The following is a 15,911-nucleotide window of genomic DNA, read 5'->3' on the forward strand; positions in this document are numbered from 1 at the left end:
CCTGCGGGAACGGACATGGATCGCAAGGATTCGGACTGCGGGGTTTCGTCGCCGGGACGGAGCCGGATCGGCCGGTGACGATGCTGCCGTGACCGATCGGATCTCGCATCGGCCCCGGCTTCGTCTGATTGCGGCTCCGAAGGACACCTGCGATGACCATGATCGACTCGGACGACCTCGAGTCCTATCTCGACGGCAAGATCACCGAGCTCGAGCGGGCCAGGAGCGCGCTCCCGCCCGGCGGCGCCCCGGTGTTCTCCGCCGCCGCGGTGCTGGACCGGCAGGCCAGGCTGCTCGCCGGGATCCGGAAGGATCTCGCGTGGCTCGGGACCGGCGGCGAGCCGGCGGACGGTGATCGGGACTGCGGCGATCAGGTCACCGACGCCTACGCCGACCCGAACGTCGACGAACTCGACGACTTCGTGCCCGGTACGGCTTAGTCGGGACGGTTGCTGATCAGGCCGAGCCGCGAGGGCGGCACCCCGTACGTGGCGATGAAGGCGCTGCGGAGGGCTTCGGACGTGCCGAACCCGCAGCGTTGCGCGACCCGGGCGACGGGCAGGGAGGTCGTGGCGAGGAGCTGCGCCGCCGCCTCCGCACGGACCTGCCGGACGTAGCGGGTCGGGGTCTGGCCGACATGGGTGCGGAAGAGCCGGCTCAGGTGGCGGGGGCTGATGCCCGCGTTCCGGGCGAGCGTGGCCGGGGACAGATCACCGGCCAGCTGCCGGTTGATGTGCTCGATCGTGCGCTGGACGACCGGGTCGGCGGGCGCCGGAGCTGCGATGTGCAGGCTGATCTGGGCCTGATTGCCGGGCCGCTTGAGGTACGTGACCAGCGCTCGGGCAACCTCGCGCGCTCGCGCCTCGCCGAGGTCCTCGGCGATCAGGGCCAGGGTCAGATCGAGCGCGGCCGTGACGCCGGCCGAGGTGTACACCCGTCCGTCGCGGATGTAGATCGGCTCGGCGTCGAACCGTACAGCGGGATATTGGTGCGCGTAGAGGTCGGCGAAGCCCCAGTGCGTCGTGGCCCGTCGGCCGTCGAGCAGTCCCGCGGCCGCGAGGACGCCGACGCCGGTGCAGACCGAGGCGACCCGGCGGGACAGCGTGGCCAGGCGCTGGACCTGCCCGATGAGCTGCGGGTTGGCGGCGGCGCGTCCGGACCCGAACCCGCCGGAGACCACGACGGTGTCGACCAGGGAGTGGTGGTGTTCCAGAGACCCGTGGGCCCGCAACTCCAAGCCGGACGAGCAGGTGATCGGACGGCCGCCGGGCGTCAGCAGCCGGACCCGGTACGGCTGCTCCGACGGGTCGGTGCCGGTGATCAGCGCGGCTGTCGTCAGCGCCGTCGTCAGGGTCGTCGTCACGCAGGCGATGTCGAGCAGTTCGGCACCGTCGTAGCCGATGACCAGGACCTCACGCTGTGCCATGGTCACGGATCCTACGTACGTGGCGTCGGGCCGGGTCCTGGTTCTGCTGAGGTCGCCGATCCCGGCCGCGGGCGGAGCCGATCATCGCCGGAGGCCGGCGGTGCTGGTGCATTCCACCTCCCGCGGGGCCGCAGCGTCGAGCTCGGCGCCGAGCTGCGAGCTGGGGATCGGTCGGGGCACCGACGGGTCGACGACCTCGAAGATCAACAGCAGTGCCTGGGCGATCCGGCAGCGATAGCGCTGCCGCCAGCCGCCGTCGTCGCGGTAGTAGACGAAGTCCCGTGGCACCGACGTGGCGTACCGGGTGCGCTCGACCACGGCGACGAGGACCAGGACCAGGATCGCCACCGGCAGCGAGCGTCGCGCGACCCAGCGCAGCCCGATCGGGGACAGCCAGGCGACGGCCGGGAGCACGAACACGAGATAGCGCACCTTCGTCGCCGGCAGGTCGACGGTGATCTTGGCTCCGAGCAGGAGCAGCGGTGGGATGATCATCCAGCAGAGGGCCAGCACGACGCTGTCCCGTACGGCTTCCTGGCGGACGGCGGCCACGATCCCCAGGACGATCAGGACGGCCAGGACCAGCGCGACCGGCCAGGGAACCAGGCCGTGGACCAGCCGGGCCAGGGACGAGACCGTGATCGGACCGTCGGTCGGGACCCGGTCGGATGCCGCAGATTGATCATCAGGTGTGGCAGCAGGACGAGGCCGACGGACACCACCGGGAGCGCGGTCCGGGCCATGGCCGCACCGCGGTCCCCGGCCGGCCGGAGACAGGCGACCAAGATCAACACGGGAACCAGGCACAGGGTGTACAGGTGGGCCAGTCCGCTCGCGACGACGGCGGCCCCGTACCCGGCACTCCACCAACGGGACGCGCCTCGCTCGAGTGATCGGCGCCAGAGCCAGACCAGCGCGACCGTGCTGAGGACGGCGAACGCGTACGGCCGATGCTCCTGGGCGAACCGGGACATCACCGGCAGGGCGAGGAGCACCCCGGCGACCAGCCAGGCCGTGGCCGCGCCGGTCGTTCGCCGGACCAGGGAGGCCATCACCGTCACGGCACCGGCGAGCGCGATGATCGACGGCAGCCGGATCCAGAACCGGGACTCGCCGTCGGTCAGGAGTTGCCAGGCCTTGCTGACGACGTAGTACGGTCCCGGCGCCGGGTCCCGGTTCGCGATCCAGTCGATCAGCTCGGGCCAGGTCCGCCGGACCGCCGCCTGGGTCAGGTACTCGTCGACCCAGAGCAGCGGCTCCCAGGACCCGGTGCCGAAGATCAACAGGCCGATCAGGAGGACGAGCACGGAGGCCGGGCCGATGATCGTCTGCGGCGCGCGGAGCCTGCCGTTCACCGAGGGGCCGCAGGTCCGCGGGCCGAGGTACGGTCCCGGACCGGCCGAGTGTTGATCATGGAGCAAGATCGAGCCGGGGATCCGACGCGGCGGCGACCAGTTCGTCCACTTCGAACGGGAATCCGTCGATCGCCGCGGTGAAGTCGTTGCCGAAGCCGCGATCGGCGATGATCATGACCGTCTCGCCGCCGGTGCGCTCGATGATCACCGCGAAGCCGCTGTCGAACGTCCCGACCCGGGCACGGGTGATCCCGGCGCCCCGGTGCGCGACGGGCTTGCAGACCCAGCCGTCGCCGCAACCGAGGTAGGGCTCGTGCAAGCTCAGCCGACTGGCCACGGTGACGTCGAGTTGCCCGCCGGCGCGGCCCTCGGTCCAGGCGAACTTGGCGCCGAGCGCCCAGCGCGCATCGGACTCGCAGCCGACGTGCAGGCCCGAGACTCCGCGCTCGAGGTGGCGATACCCGGGATCGAGGTGCTCGGCCAGGACCGCCTTGTAGCGGGTGAGCAGACGCTCGAACCGCTGCTCCTGCGCGGCGGTGAAACGGAAGGTCTCGCCGCCCCGCCTCGGGCGTCGGCAGGTGCCGAGCCCTACCGGCGCCGGCGAGGGACCGCCGGCCCGGGCCGGTGTCGGGGTCGGAGTCGGGGTCGCTCGAGCCTCGGACCCGGACTCGGTCGGCCGGGCGGCCACCGGCTGTGGGGACCCGACGCCGTTCGGGAGGACGATCAGGGCGATGAGGGCCAGCACGGCCAGGCCCAGGGCCGCAGCCGAGGCCGCGAGGAACGGGGCGCGCAGCGACGGGCGAGCGCGGGTCGAGCGGCCGGCCTGCCGGGGTTCGTCGGCGTCAGCCGGCATGATCGTGGTCCGCCGCGCCCACGTCGGTGTTGCTGGTGCTCACGATCAGTCCGAATCCCGCCTTCACGGCCGCCGTCGTTCGTCGAGGCGGCGACATCGATCACGAACACCATCGGAGTCGCAGCGCACCGTGACAACCGGAGAACGGGCGGGATGTCCGTGGACGCCCGAGACATGTCCGGATCCCTGCGGTCAGCGTCGATGGGCCGCTCGGCTCAGGCGGTGCGGGCGTCGGAGTTGAGCAGGACGGCGCCGGTGATGACGGCGAGCAGCGCCAGGGCCTTGATCACGGTGATCTGCTCGCCGAGCCAGCCGATGCTGATCACGGACACGGCCACGGTGCTCAACCCGAGCAGCGCGTACGCGTTCGTGGGCGGGATGTGGCGCAGCGCGACCGTGAAGAGGACGAGCTCGGCGGCGAAGGCGACGATCGCCGCGGCGGTCAGCAGGGGACTGGTGAAGCCGGCGGAGGCATCGAGGGCGAAGACCTGCGCGACGTCCAGGGCGATGGCGAGTCCGAGCGCGCCCCAGGCCAGGACGATCGGCCCCGTCGGCCGGCGGTCCTTCGGCGCGGGTTCAGCCATGATCGACTCCGAGCCGGAGGACGCCGACGCCGACGATGATCAAGGTGAGCGCCACGACCTTCCGTACGGTGACGGTCTCACCGAGCCGGACCGCGCCGACGACGGCGATCACCGCGGTGGCGCCGGCGAAGAAGATCGCGTCGGCGACAGCGGTGGGAACGGACCGCAGGGCCTGGGCGAACGCCCACAGCCCGACCAGGTAGGCGACGGCGGCGAGAACGAAGCAGCCGACGGCAGTGCGCCGGCGCCGGCTGCCGGCGACCCGGTCGAGCGCGACCGTACCGACGACGTCGCCCGCGATCGCCAGGACCAGCAGGAGCCAGCTCATGGCCTTGCGGCCGCCGACCACGCGGCCGTGAGGTGGTCGACGATGGCGCGAGCGTGGCGTCGATCGGCATCGAGATCGGGGTTGTAGTCCGTCACCGACAGCCCGACGCAGCCGTCCACCAGCGCGGCGGCGGTGATCGCGTGCAGCTCGGTCCAGCTCAGTCCGCCCGGCTGCGGGTAGTCGACCGCGGGCAGCGCCTCGGTGGTCAGGACGTCGAGATCGACATGCAGCCACCAGGGAAGACCCGCGGCGCGGAACCGGCGTACGGCATCGTCGGCCGGCCCGGCGGCCTGCCCGCGGAGCTGCCGGTCGGTGTGCAGTGTGATCATCGAGGAGAGGGACGGCACGCCGTACGCGACGAGCTCCTCATGATCACGGGGTCCGAGCGCCACCACCTGGTCGGCGGCCAGGTCGGGCAGATGTGTGATCAGTTCCGACGGCAGGCCGTCGCGGTGACGGCCGAGCGCCAGGCCGAGTTCGCTGTCGGCCGCCTCCCCGGTCGTGCTCCGCCGGGGCGGCCAGGCGTCCTCGTGGCCGTCGACGAACAGCAGTCCGGTGGCGCCGCCTTCGTCCTGGACGCCCTTGATCGCCCCCAGCAGCAGCGGGCAGTCCCCGCCCAGCAGGAGCGGAACGTGTCCGGCGCGCAGGGTCCGCCGTACCGCCCGGCGGACCGACGCGGTCGTGGTGATCAAGGAATCCTGGTTCTGCAGCCCGCTGACCGGATCCCGGGCCGTGGACGGTGGGCCGACGTCCACATCACCGACGAACGCCGCCGGCTGGGGCCAGCGCCGAACGAGGCCCGCGTTCAGCAGGGCGGTGGGAGCACCGGCGACGCCGTCGCCGGTACCGGCCGAGTCGAACGGGACGCCGAGGATGTCGATCATGATCTTGCCTCCTGGTGATCGGGTTCGGATCGCCGGACGGCGCATTCGACCGGGCAGTCCTCCGGCGGGCAGGCTTCGAGGTCGCAGAGTCGGCAGATCTCGTCGGCCCGCTGCGCACTGGTGGTCAGCCGGCCCAGAACGCGCTCCAGCAGACCTTCCAGCGCGGACCGTTCCGCTTCCTGCAGACCGTCGAGCAGGGGATCGAGGACCTCGGCCCGGGCCCGCAGGACCGCACCGGCCCGCTCCTGACCGGCCACCGTGAGCCGGAGCGCCAGCGACCGTCGGTCAGGTCCGGGCTCGCGGACCAGCAGCCCGCCCGCCTGCAGGGCATCGACCGTCCGGACGGTCGCCGGCTGGCTGATGCCGAGGCACCGCCGCAACTGCTCGACGGTCAGCCCCGGGTCCTGGGCCAACGTCGCCAACGCCGCCGCGGTGACACCGGTGCGGCCAGCCGTGGCCTGGGTGACCTCGGCCAGCCGGTCGTGCGCGCCGACCACGACGGCCCCGAGAAGGTTCGCCATTCGTGATCCATACCTCATGCATCTATAGGCTAGCAGGCAGCACGCATCGGTACTTGCCTATATAGGTGGCAGACGATATAAAGGGGTCGTGCACGCGTTCGACGTTCTCGGGGACCCGGTCCGGCGGCGGATCATCGAGTTGCTGTCGGCCGGGGAACTGGCGGCGGGGCAGGTGACCGAGGTCGTGATGGAGGAGTTCGGGATCACCCAGCCGACGGTGTCGGGGCACCTGCGGGTGCTGCGCGAGAACGGGTTCGCGTCGATGCGTCGCGAGGGAACGCGTCGCGTCTATGCGATCGAGGCCGAGCCGCTGCAGGAGGTCGATCACTGGCTGGACGGGCTGCGGCAGCTGTGGAGCCAGTCGCTGGACGCCCTCGAGACCGAGCTGGCCCGAGGGCGTCGCCGGGAACGCCTGCGCGGGCGTGACGCGCAGACCGAGCAAGCTGATCAAGGAGAAGACGTTGAGTGACATCGCCGACCAGGACACGAGCATCGGCCTCATCGAACGATCGATGGGCGACCGGAGGATCGAGCAGGGGGCGGCGCGGACCGTGGTCCTGAAGCGCCGGTTCGAGTCCCCGATCGAGGAGGTGTGGGCCGCGATCACCACGGCCGACCGGATCGATCGGTTCTTCCTTCCGGTCGACGTGGATGCCGCTGCGGGCACGTACGCGTTCCAGGGCCAGGCCGGCGGGCGGATCCTGGCCTGCGAGGCACCGCACCTGCTCCGGCTGGAGTGGCTGCCGCCGGATCGTTCCGAGGCCGATCAGGTCGAGGTCCGGTTGACCGCCGACGGCGCGGGCGCGACCTGGCTCGAGCTGGAGCACGCCTCGATCGCCGACGTCTTCCACACCGATCTCGACGGTGACAAGTTCAGCCCGGCGATCGGGTGGGAGGGTCCGCTGCACTACCTCGGCGAGTACCTGCGCGGAGTGCTGCCGGACCGCCCGAGCCTGGAGTGGTACGAGTTCGACGAGAACGAGGAACTGCGGCTGGCCCACCTGCGGGCCGCCGAATGGGTGAAGGCCGAGTCCGCCTACGCGAACCGCCCTTGATCATCGGGACAGGCTGATCATGAACGCATCGTCGAGCCGGCCGGACGGGGTCGAGCCGGTCCCGTCCGAGCCGGCCGCCGGGAATCCGGTCCCGCCGGACGGGTTCCGCCTGTTCGTGCAGGTGTTGATCAACACCGCCCTGGCCAACGTCACGACGAGCTTTCTCTGGTTCGGACTGACGTTCTGGATCTACGCGGAGACGCGGAACGTGATCGCGACCGGCGTGATCGGCGCCGCCTACATGGTGTTCGTCTCACTGTTCAGCATGATGTTCGGCACCCTGGTGGACCGGTTCCGGAAGAAGGCCGTGATGGTCGGTGCCACCGGCGCCGCCCTGGCCGTGTTCCTGCTCGACTCGGTCCTCTTCCTGCTCGTCGGGGAGCGGGCGATCGGCGATCTCAGCCGGCCCTGGTTCTGGATCTTCGCGGTGATCATGCTCGCCGGAGCGGTGGTCGAGCAACTGCGCAGCATCGCGTTGTCGACCACGGTGACCCTGCTCGTCCCCGAGGACCGGCATGCCAACGCCAACGGGATGGTCGGTGCCGTGCAGGGCCTGGCCATGCTCGTGACCAGCGTGTTCAGCGGACTCTCCGTCGGCTTCCTCGGCCTGGGCTGGACACTGGTGATCGGCATCTCCGTGCTGGCCCTGACCCTGCTGCAGTTGATCATGCTGCGCATTCCGGAGCGCGTTGCCGACCCGGCCGGGTCGCAGGACGCGGCCGGCAAGCTGGTGGACCTCCGCGGCGGCTGGCTGGCCGTCAAGGCGACCTCGGGCCTGCTCGCCCTGGTGCTGTTCACCACGCTGAACAACCTCGTCAACGGCGTGTCGATGGCCCTGATGGATCCGTACGGCATCGAGCTGTTCGGCGTGCAGGGCTGGGGCGTCTGGTTCGCGGTCGCCTCGACCGGCCTGTTCGTCGGCGGCGCGGTGATCGCGAAGAAGGGCCTCGGCCGGAGCCCGATCCGGACGATGTTGATCATCGCCGCTGTGATCGGTGTGATCGGCGCGGTGTACGGCCTGCGTGAATGGGGCTGGCTGTTCGTCGCCGGCATCTGGCTGGCGATGGCGCTCATGCCGGCGATCGAGGCGGCGGAGCAGGCGGTGATCCAGCGCGTCGTCCCGTACCAGAAACAGGGGCGGGTGTTCGGCTTCGCGATGACCTTCGAAGCCGCCGCGGCGCCGGTCACCGCGCTGCTGATCGCGCCGATCGCCGAGCTGTGGGTGATCCCGCACCTGCGCACGGAGGCCGGCCGGCGGCAGTGGGAGTGGCTGCTGGGGACGGGGGAGTCCCGCGGCATCGCGCTGATCTTCCTGATCTCCGGACTCGTCTGCACCTTGCTGGCGCTGGTGGCCTTCCTGACGCCGCAGTACCGGCGCCTCGCTGCCCGGTACCAGGCCGCGGAACCCGTTGCGGAACCGGCTTCGGTCGACTGACGGGGGTGGGTTCAGGTCAGCGGGGCTGCCGGGCCGTCGGGGCGTTGCAGCCGGCCCGCGAGCATCCGGTCGACCAACTCGGCCACCCGCTGCTCCGCGACGCGTTCCACGCCGTCGGGGCCGGCGATCATGATCACCGGATAGATCCGGCGAGCCACATCCGGCCCACCGGTCGCCGAATCGTCATCGGCCGCGTCGTACAACGCCTGGATCACCGCCGTCGCCGCCCCGGTCGCATCCAGCTCGGGCCGGTACAGCTTCTTCAACGAGCCCCGGGCGAACACCGACCCCGAACCGATCGAGTGGAACTCGTGCTCCTCGTACCGCCCGCCGGTCGGATCGTAGGAGAAGATCCGGCCCCGGCCCGCGGCCTGATCCCAGCCCGCGAACAGCGGCACCGCGACCAGCCCCTGCATCGCCAACGGCAGATTCCCGCGCACCAGCGTGGCCAACCGGTTCGCCTTGCCCACCAGGGACAACGACGACCCCTCCAGCTTCTCGTAGTGCTCCAACTCCAACTGGAACAACCGGATCAGGTCGATGCCCAGCCCTACCGAGCCGGCGAAGCCGATCATGGAGAACTCGTCGGCCGGGTGCACCTTCTCGAGTTCCCGTTGCGCGATCATCGCCCCCGCCGTGGCCCGCCGGTCGCCGGCCAGCACGACTCCGCCGGCGAAGCTCGCCGCGATGATCGTCGTACCGTGCGGCGACAGGTCGCCCGCGTGCCGGCCACCGCGTTCCTGGCTGCGCGAGGTCGGCAGCACGTGGGGTGCGACCGCGGCGGCGAACTCGTAGAACGACGACGCCCCGATCTTCAGATACTCCGGCGACAGCCCCACCGACGACAGATCGCTCACGGCCCACCCTTCCGAACGACGCTCCGGACGCCCAGCCTAGTGTTCCCGGACCGCGGTCCGGTCCGGACCGCGGCGGGCCGTACGGGACCGGACCCGGCCGAGAGCCGCGACGCCCGCGATGACCCCGAGAGTCGCGGCGACCCCGGCGCCGAGGAAACCCAGGCGGTAGCCGGCGATCGGGTCCTCGGCGGTGGCCGCGAGGCCGACGAGCAGGGCCAGCCCGATCGCTGTGCCGAGTTGGCCGCCGGCGGTGAGCAGCCCGGCGACCGTCCCGGCTGCGGCCGCCGGCAACCGGCCGGCCAGGCCGATGAACCCGAGCTGGGCGGCGCTGGCGCCGATGCCGAACAGCAGCCAGCCGAGCAGGAACGGGTGCCAGACCGTGCTCGCCGCGTCGACGGTGGCCAGCAGCAGAACGCTGAGACCGACCAGGCCCATCCCAGCCGCAATGGTGAACCGGCGGCCTCGGCGCCGAACCGCCGCGGCGCCGAGGACCGAACCCAGGACCAGCCCGACGTTCGCCGGAACGTAGCCGAGGCCGACCTCGAACGTCGTCGCGCCGCGGTAGGCCTGGAGGAACAAACCGTAGAAGAAGATCGGGGTGTTGATCGCCGCGGCGTGCAGGACCGCGAGCAGGATCGGCTGCAGGGCCGGCCAGTTCCGCAGCTCGGGCGTCACCAGAGGGTGCCGGGCCCGTCGCTCCCGGATCAGCCAGACCGTGATCAGGACCGCCGCCCCGACCAGGAACGGGGTCCGCGTGCTCATCGTCTCGTTCGGCCCGGTGACACCGAAGATGATCAAGGTCGCTGCCAACGGCGGCAGGCCGGCGTTGATCAGGCTCACCCGGCGCGGCGGCTCCGCCCCGCCATCCTGCTCCGCCGGGAACGCCAGCACGGTCAGGATCGCGGTCAGCAGCGGCGGGAGCGCGAGCAGTACGAACGCGGCTCGCCAGCTGTATTGCGCGACCCAGCCACCGGCGGCCACGGCGAAGAAGCCGCCGGCGCCGCCGGCCGCGTTCCACCAGGTCAGTGCTCGATGTCGCCGATCCTCGTCGGCGAACCCGGTGGACAGCAAGGCGATCATCGCCGGTGTGTAGAGCGCCATGCCCGCACCCTGGCCGGCGCGGGCCGCGATCAGCACGGCCTCGGACGGGGCCGCGGCGGCCGAGCCGCTGAACACCACCAGGACGAGGGATCCGATGATCAACATCCGTCGCGCCCCGAAGCGATCCGCGAGCCTCCCGGCCACCAGCAGCCCGCCGGCGTACGTCAGCGCGGTCGCCCCGACCAGCCACTGCAGGGCCGCCGGCGCCAGGCCCAGACCGGCGCCGACCGCGGGCAGGACGATGGCCACCGCCTGGAAGGCGACGACGATGCCGAACTGACCGACGCTCAGTGCGGCGGTCCGCAGGGCGAGGCGTTCCTCGGCCATGGACCGATCACTCCTTGCTACCAGCAAAACGTCATTAGACGGAAGCAGGCTCGATGTTACCATCGAAGTGGATTTAGGAGGTAGGTTCGGTGGAACGTCGGGCACCGGCGGAGGAGCTGGAGTTTCGAGTCCGGGCCCTGGGCCCGGCGATCTCTGGTGCCCTCTGTCTGGACTTCGCGAACACCATCGAACCGCGCGGCGGTCCGCACGCGGAACCGCGCGAACTGGAACACCATCAAGATCATCTTCGGGACGGCCGCGACCTGGTCGCCTGGGGTCTTCGGCAGGGTCTCTACGATCATGGCCAAGCCCTCGCGATGTGGCCGCTGCTCGACCGGTCTGGTGTCGCCCGCCGGCTGCTCGGCCAGGCTGATGTGCTGAGGGATGCGGTCTATCGCAGCTTCGCGTCCGTGGCAGCAGGAGAGCAGCCGCCGGACCGGGATCTGGCCGAACTGCAGGCGTTCGGCGCCGAGGCCCTCCGGGCCGCGTCCTGGGTCGCGGTCGGGCCTCACCTGAAGCTCGACTGGCCGGAACCCCATCCCCGCAACGTCATCCGGCAGGTCGCAGTCTCCGCCCTCGATCTGCTTCGTGATCCGGAGTTGGCCAAGATCAAGATCTGCCCCGGCGAGGGTCGGGGCGGGATGCCCTGCGGCTGGCTGTTCCTGGACACGACGAAGAATCGGTCCCGCCGGTGGTGCAGCATGGCCGACTGCGGCAACGTCAGCAAGGGCCGGCGGCAGAACGCCCGCCGTCGCGCCGAGCGTGGACGATCATGATCGAGAGGCAGGATCGGACTCGCGGCGGGGACGGGTCGACGACAGGTCGACCACGGCGAGCATCACCGCGGGCGAGCTGATCCCCGCGGCGGACCGCCCGCGGGCGTAGGTCCGCGGCTCACGCCGAGCGGACTCGGCGCGACCGGCGCCGGCTCACGCCGCGGGTCGCTCCAGTTCGGCGATCAGGCTGTCCTCGCCGACGAAGACGGCTCGGCCCTGGCGGACCGCGTCGGTGATCCGCTGGATCATCCTTGGCTTGTCCGCCCGTACGGCGGCGACCCAGTCCAGCGGTGCACCCGAGTCCGGGTCGGCGTCGACGCCCCAATCGGCGATCTCGACCAGGACCGGGATCAGCCGGAGGCCTTCCTCGGTGAGGTTGTAGGCCACTCGCCGGCGGTCGGCCGGGTCCTTGTCCTTGCTCAGCAGTCCGGCCGCGACCAGCTGCTCCAGCCGGTTCGACAGCACGCTCGGCGCGATGGCCTCTTCGGACGCGAGGAACTCGTTGAATGTGTGCTTGCCGAAGTAGACGATGTCGCGCACCAGCAGCAGCGTCCACGGGTCGCCGAACGTCTCCAGGCCGTAGTTGATCGGGCAGTGCGACTTGCCACTCGATCGCTTCACCGGAACCACCTCCGCGAGGGCTTGACTACGATCATCATAGCGATTAATTTAACTATCGTCATCGTAGTGATTAACGCAGACCAGGAGCCCGAGATGAGCACCATCGAGATCGACCCCGAGCGCGGTGGGCCGGCGCCCGCGGCAGCGAACCGGCTGAGCCTGACCGACCCGGCCGTTCGGACCTTCCTCCAGTTGCTCGCGAACGTGCTGCCGGTGGCGGTGATCAACCTCTCCATGTGGTTCGCGGTCACCTTCTTCGTCTATCTGGAGACCCGGTCGGTCTTCGCGACGGGCGTCATCGCCGGCATCTTCCTGGTCAGCACGGCCGGCACCGGGATCTTCTTCGGCGGCATCGTGGACCACCACCGCAAGAAGGCCGTGATGCAGGCCTCGGCGGCGATCTCGCTGGGGCTGTACGCGATCGGGCTGGTCTTCTACCTGGCGACTCCGGCCCAGGCCTGGAAGGATCCGGCCGACCCGCGGGTCTGGATCCTGGTGGTCGTGCTGATGGCCGGCATGATCGTCGGCAACCTGCGGACGATCGCGCTGCCCACCGTGGTCACGGCACTCTTCGACGAAGCCCGCCGGGGCAAGGCCAACGGCCTGGTCGGCACCACCTCGGGGATCTCGTTCCTGATCAGCTCGGTGATCAGCGGCGTCCTGATCGGGATCAGCGGCCTGCTGGCCATGCTGGTCCTGGCCGTGGTCGTCCTCGGTCTGGCGCTGCTGCACCTGCACGCGGTACGGATTCCCGAGGCGCTCACCGTGGCCGCCGCCGACGGCGCGGACAAGAAGCTCGACCTCCGCGGCACCATCCGCATCGTCGGCCGGACCCGCGGGCTGTTCGCCCTGATCATCTTCACCACGATCAACAACTTCCTGTTCGGCGGCTTCATGGCCCTGATGGACCCGTACGGACTGTCGATGGTGTCGGTTCAGGTCTGGGGCCTCGCCCTCGGCGCGCTGAGCTCGCTGACGATCATCGGCGGCCTGTTGATCAGCAGGACCGGCCTCGGCTCGAATCCGGTACGGCTGCTGCTGTTGATCAACCTGGCGCTGTGGACGGTGACGATCATCTTCCCGCTGCAGGCCTCGATCATCCTGCTGCTGGGCGGGATGGCGGCGTTCATGCTGCTGATGCCGTTCGCCGAGGCGTCGGAGCAGGCGGTGCTGCAGAAGGTCGTCCCGTACGAGCGGCAGGGCCGGGTCTTCGGCTTCGCCCAGAGCGTGGAGCAGTCCGCCTCGCCGCTGACCGCGTTCCTGATCAGCCCGCTGGCCCAGTTCGTCTTCATGCCGTTCATGACCGACGGTGCGGGGGCTCGCCTGATCGGCGACTGGTTCGGCACCGGCCCGGAACGCGGCATCGCGCTGGTGTTCGTGATCATGGGGATCAGTGGCCTGCTGTTGACGGCGTACGCGCTGACCACTCGGCACTACCGCAACCTCAGCGCGCAGTTCCGGAAGCAGTCCGCCGGTGAGACCGCGGAGCCGGCAGGGGCTCCGGCCGAGGTGGATCAGCCGCTCCCGCTGGGTGCCGCGGCCTGACCCGGGCGGCGCCGCCACCTGATCATGGACCGGGATGGCGCAAACCCGCCAGATCGATCGCCGCGGCGGTGCTGGACTGGGCCCGAACCGGAAGACGTTCCGCTGAAGGGAGAAGTGCCGCCGATGAGCCTGCACCATGATCACTACAGCCTCCTCGCCGCTCGGCAGCGGCGGGCGGAACTCGTCGCCGAGGCCGATCGCGACCGGCTCGGCCGGCTGGTCCGGCCGCGCCGGCCCGGTCCATTGCGACGCCTCTGGGCCCTGCTGACCGGGCCGCCGGCCCGAACTGACGCGGGCGGGGCCGAACGGCCGGCATCACGGCCTCGCGGCGACCCGGCCGTACCCGGCGAAGTTACGCTGAGCCTCTGACCTGGAGGAGGGGCGATGGGAACGTTCGACGAGGCGGAGTTGCGGCGGCGGGTCGAGGGCGTGGTGTACGCGTCCGCGAGCACGGTCGACGCCCAGGCACGACCGCGGGTGCGCATCCTGCACCCGGTCTGGGACTGGGAGACGCGCACGGTCTGGATCGGGACGAACCCGCAGGGGGCCATGGCGGCCGAGCTCGCGAGCCATCCGCACCTGGCGCTGTGCTATCTCCGGTCCTCGCTCGAGCCGTTCGCGACCGAGCAGGCCTACGTCGACGGGCCGGTCACCTGGATCGACCCGCACGAGGGCTGGGACAAGATCAAGTCGGCGCCGCCGCCGGTCGGCTACGACCCGCTGGTGAGCTGGTCGTCGCCCGACGACCCGAAGTTCGGCGTCCTCGAGCTCACCCCGTCGCGGATCGAACTCGCCGCATTGAGCGCGGCGTCCGGCTGGAGCCAGTCCATCTGGCACGCCGGCAGCTGACCGGATCAGCCGGGCTTCCGGGGTCGACCAGGGGTTCGGCGCTGTCTGGATCGAGCCGTCGTCCTTGATCAGCTGGACCTTGACGCGGCCGGTCCCGGGCTCCGGGAGGCCGGCCCGCTGCCCCGCGACACCGCGTCGTCCGGTTCGCTGACCGGCAGGGGCCGGATGGTCGGGACCGGAAGATCGTCGAGGCCGTAGACGGCCCGCCGGTGTTGCGTGTAGGCGTGCACCAGGGCACCGTGGACCGACGCGTCGGCGCCGAGCAGGCCACCGACGACGGGCAGGGCGACGGGTAGTCCGATCACCCGGTGCAGGTCCCGCGTGAGCGGTTCGATCACCCGGTCCCGGGCCAGGGAGAGGCCGCCGCCGATGACGATCATCGCCGGGTCGACGGTCATCGCGACCGTGGCGAGGCCGCGGGCCAGTTCCGCGATGAAGGCGGCGATCTCGGCGTCGGCCTCGGCGTCGCCGGCAGCGGCGAGCCGGAAGACCTCGGCCGCGGTCGGGGCCCGCCGCCAGGACAGCTGACCGGTCGGGCCACCAAGATCACCGAAGGCGAGGTGCCCGATCTCGCCGGCGGCGTGGTGCACGCCGCGGCGCGGCCTGCCGCCGAGGACCAGCCCCATGGCGATCCGGTTGCCGACCGAGAGGTAGATCAGGTCGTCGACCAGCCGCGCGGCGCCGAGGTGATGCTCGGCGACGGCCGCCAGCCGGACGTCGTTGTCGACGGCGACCGGGCCGGCGAGCGCCGCGGACAGCTGTGCGCCGAGGGCGGCTCCGGACCAGTCCGGGAGGATCGACGAGGTGATCACGCGGCCGTCGTCGCTGACCAGGCCGGGAACCGAGACACCGGTGGCGCGGAGCGCGCCGCGGTCGAGGCCCTCCTCGGCGAGCAGGCCGGTCACGCCCTCGATCAGGCCGGTCCAGCGTTCCGCCGGCCGAGTGACCAGGTCGAAGCCGGTGAGCGTCCGCCGGCTGATCACCGTGCCGGCCAGGTCAGCCAGGACCACCCGGATGCTCGCCGTACCGACGTCGACCCCGGCGACCACCCCCGCGTCGGCCGGGAAGGCGAGCCGGCGGGCCGGCCGACCGGCTCCGCGACTCTCCGGCCGCGGCGCGTCGACCACAAGATCAAGAGCGATGAGTTCGGTGACCGCGTTCTCCACGGCGGAACGCGACAGCGCCAGAGCCTGAGCCAGTTCGGTGACCGAGGCCGGGCCGCCGTCGCGGAGTCGGGTCGCCACGCGAGTCAGGGCCGGTCCTGGCGCCGTCATCCGCATCCTCTCCCTCGATTACCACAGCGTGATCTCTGAACCGGCTGAGCGGATCCCGGACGGTTCGCTGCTTCTCATTGTGCGCTACGTCATCCTCGGCTAGCGTTAGCGCCACTCATT

20 protein-coding genes are annotated in these 15,911 nt (G+C 71.0%); 8 read left to right on the forward strand and 12 right to left on the reverse strand.

All coding sequences use genetic code 11. From position 1 onward, the window contains the following. Nucleotides 1–152 precede the first annotated feature (152 nt). Nucleotides 153–440: a hypothetical protein gene (locus AC6CCG_RS05150; RefSeq protein WP_496653395.1), complete on the forward strand. Its 288-nt coding sequence runs from the start codon at nt 153–155 to the stop codon at nt 438–440. Here the strand turns inward: AC6CCG_RS05150 and AC6CCG_RS05155 are convergent. From AC6CCG_RS05155 to AC6CCG_RS05190, 8 genes are all read right to left on the reverse strand, one after another. Continuing rightward, nucleotides 437–1,426 (reverse strand): GlxA family transcriptional regulator, encoded by a 990-nt coding sequence (locus tag AC6CCG_RS05155; RefSeq protein ID WP_496653396.1) that lies wholly within the window; start codon nt 1,424–1,426, stop codon nt 437–439. The two genes, AC6CCG_RS05150 and AC6CCG_RS05155, sit on opposite strands and share 4 nt — an antisense overlap. Before the next feature lie 81 nt (nt 1,427–1,507). Beyond that, nucleotides 1,508–1,978: a hypothetical protein gene (locus AC6CCG_RS05160; RefSeq protein ID WP_496653397.1), complete on the reverse strand. Its 471-nt coding sequence runs from the start codon at nt 1,976–1,978 to the stop codon at nt 1,508–1,510. A gap of 14 nt (nt 1,979–1,992) precedes the next feature. After that, nucleotides 1,993–2,781, reverse strand: coding sequence for a glycosyltransferase family 39 protein (locus AC6CCG_RS05165; RefSeq protein ID WP_496653398.1), 789 nt, complete (start codon nt 2,779–2,781; stop codon nt 1,993–1,995). Nucleotides 2,782–2,836: 55 nt separating this feature from the next. Next, nucleotides 2,837–3,634, reverse strand: a complete 798-nt coding sequence (locus tag AC6CCG_RS05170; RefSeq protein ID WP_496653399.1) for a hypothetical protein — start codon at nt 3,632–3,634, stop codon at nt 2,837–2,839. Nucleotides 3,635–3,849: 215 nt separating this feature from the next. Beyond that, nucleotides 3,850–4,218, reverse strand: coding sequence for a DMT family transporter (locus AC6CCG_RS05175; RefSeq protein ID WP_496653400.1), 369 nt, complete (start codon nt 4,216–4,218; stop codon nt 3,850–3,852). Further along, a complete protein-coding gene (locus AC6CCG_RS05180; RefSeq protein WP_496653401.1) occupies nt 4,211–4,546 on the reverse strand; it encodes a DMT family transporter in 336 nt (111 codons plus the stop codon). The genes AC6CCG_RS05175 and AC6CCG_RS05180 overlap by 8 nt, the downstream gene beginning before the upstream one ends. Continuing rightward, nucleotides 4,543–5,430 carry an arginase family protein gene (locus tag AC6CCG_RS05185; RefSeq protein WP_496653402.1) on the reverse strand — a complete coding sequence of 296 codons (888 nt, stop codon included), beginning with the start codon at nt 5,428–5,430 and terminating at the stop codon, nt 4,543–4,545. Before AC6CCG_RS05185 ends, AC6CCG_RS05180 begins: the two co-directional genes overlap by 4 nt. Beyond that, on the reverse strand, nt 5,427–5,951 hold the full coding sequence (locus AC6CCG_RS05190; RefSeq protein ID WP_496653403.1) for a MarR family winged helix-turn-helix transcriptional regulator: 525 nt from the start codon (nt 5,949–5,951) through the stop codon (nt 5,427–5,429). Before AC6CCG_RS05190 ends, AC6CCG_RS05185 begins: the two co-directional genes overlap by 4 nt. Before the next feature lie 88 nt (nt 5,952–6,039). On the opposite strand from AC6CCG_RS05190, the gene AC6CCG_RS05195 reads away from it, so the two are divergent. Genes AC6CCG_RS05195 through AC6CCG_RS05205 form a run of 3 tightly spaced genes read left to right on the forward strand, consistent with a single transcriptional unit; the run spans nt 6,040 to nt 8,441 of the window. Beyond that, entirely contained in the window at nt 6,040–6,420 is a 381-nt protein-coding gene (locus AC6CCG_RS05195; protein ID WP_496653404.1) for an ArsR/SmtB family transcription factor, read from the forward strand. Next, the gene (locus AC6CCG_RS05200; RefSeq protein ID WP_496653405.1) at nt 6,413–7,006 is read left to right on the forward strand and encodes an SRPBCC domain-containing protein; all 594 of its coding nucleotides are present in this window, start codon (nt 6,413–6,415) and stop codon (nt 7,004–7,006) included. Before AC6CCG_RS05195 ends, AC6CCG_RS05200 begins: the two co-directional genes overlap by 8 nt. Nucleotides 7,007–7,025: 19 nt before the next feature. Next, on the forward strand, nt 7,026–8,441 hold the full coding sequence (locus AC6CCG_RS05205) for an MFS transporter (protein ID WP_496653406.1): 1,416 nt from the start codon (nt 7,026–7,028) through the stop codon (nt 8,439–8,441). A gap of 11 nt (nt 8,442–8,452) precedes the next feature. Here the strand turns inward: AC6CCG_RS05205 and prcB are convergent, their stop codons facing one another. Beyond that, entirely contained in the window at nt 8,453–9,289 is an 837-nt protein-coding gene (gene prcB, locus AC6CCG_RS05210) for a proteasome subunit beta (protein WP_496654391.1), read from the reverse strand. 45 nt (nt 9,290–9,334) lie between these two features. After that, nucleotides 9,335–10,726, reverse strand: coding sequence for an MFS transporter (locus tag AC6CCG_RS05215; protein WP_496653407.1), 1,392 nt, complete (start codon nt 10,724–10,726; stop codon nt 9,335–9,337). 89 nt (nt 10,727–10,815) lie between these two features. Here AC6CCG_RS05215 and AC6CCG_RS05220 point away from each other — a divergent pair, with 89 nt between their 5' ends. Next, nucleotides 10,816–11,502: a CGNR zinc finger domain-containing protein gene (locus AC6CCG_RS05220; RefSeq protein ID WP_496653408.1), complete on the forward strand. Its 687-nt coding sequence runs from the start codon at nt 10,816–10,818 to the stop codon at nt 11,500–11,502. Between the two features lie 153 nt (nt 11,503–11,655). Here the strand turns inward: AC6CCG_RS05220 and AC6CCG_RS05225 are convergent, their stop codons facing one another. Beyond that, on the reverse strand, nt 11,656–12,123 hold the full coding sequence (locus AC6CCG_RS05225; protein WP_496653409.1) for a winged helix-turn-helix transcriptional regulator: 468 nt from the start codon (nt 12,121–12,123) through the stop codon (nt 11,656–11,658). Between the two features lie 93 nt (nt 12,124–12,216). On the opposite strand from AC6CCG_RS05225, the gene AC6CCG_RS05230 reads away from it, so the two are divergent. From AC6CCG_RS05230 to AC6CCG_RS05240, 3 genes are all read left to right on the forward strand, one after another. Then, nucleotides 12,217–13,668 carry an MFS transporter gene (locus AC6CCG_RS05230; protein WP_496653410.1) on the forward strand — a complete coding sequence of 484 codons (1,452 nt, stop codon included), beginning with the start codon at nt 12,217–12,219 and terminating at the stop codon, nt 13,666–13,668. Nucleotides 13,669–13,791: 123 nt separating this feature from the next. After that, on the forward strand, nt 13,792–14,037 hold the full coding sequence (locus AC6CCG_RS05235; protein WP_496653411.1) for a hypothetical protein: 246 nt from the start codon (nt 13,792–13,794) through the stop codon (nt 14,035–14,037). 15 nt (nt 14,038–14,052) lie between these two features. Beyond that, complete coding sequence (locus tag AC6CCG_RS05240) at nt 14,053–14,517, forward strand: pyridoxamine 5'-phosphate oxidase family protein (RefSeq protein ID WP_496653412.1); 465 nt, start codon at nt 14,053–14,055, stop codon at nt 14,515–14,517. 68 nt (nt 14,518–14,585) lie between these two features. On the opposite strand, the gene AC6CCG_RS05245 is transcribed toward AC6CCG_RS05240, so the two are convergent. After that, complete coding sequence (locus AC6CCG_RS05245) at nt 14,586–15,791, reverse strand: ROK family protein (RefSeq protein ID WP_496653413.1); 1,206 nt, start codon at nt 15,789–15,791, stop codon at nt 14,586–14,588. Nucleotides 15,792–15,911: the final 120 nt, after the last annotated feature.

The organism is Microlunatus sp. YIM B11417 (genome assembly GCF_059617205.1).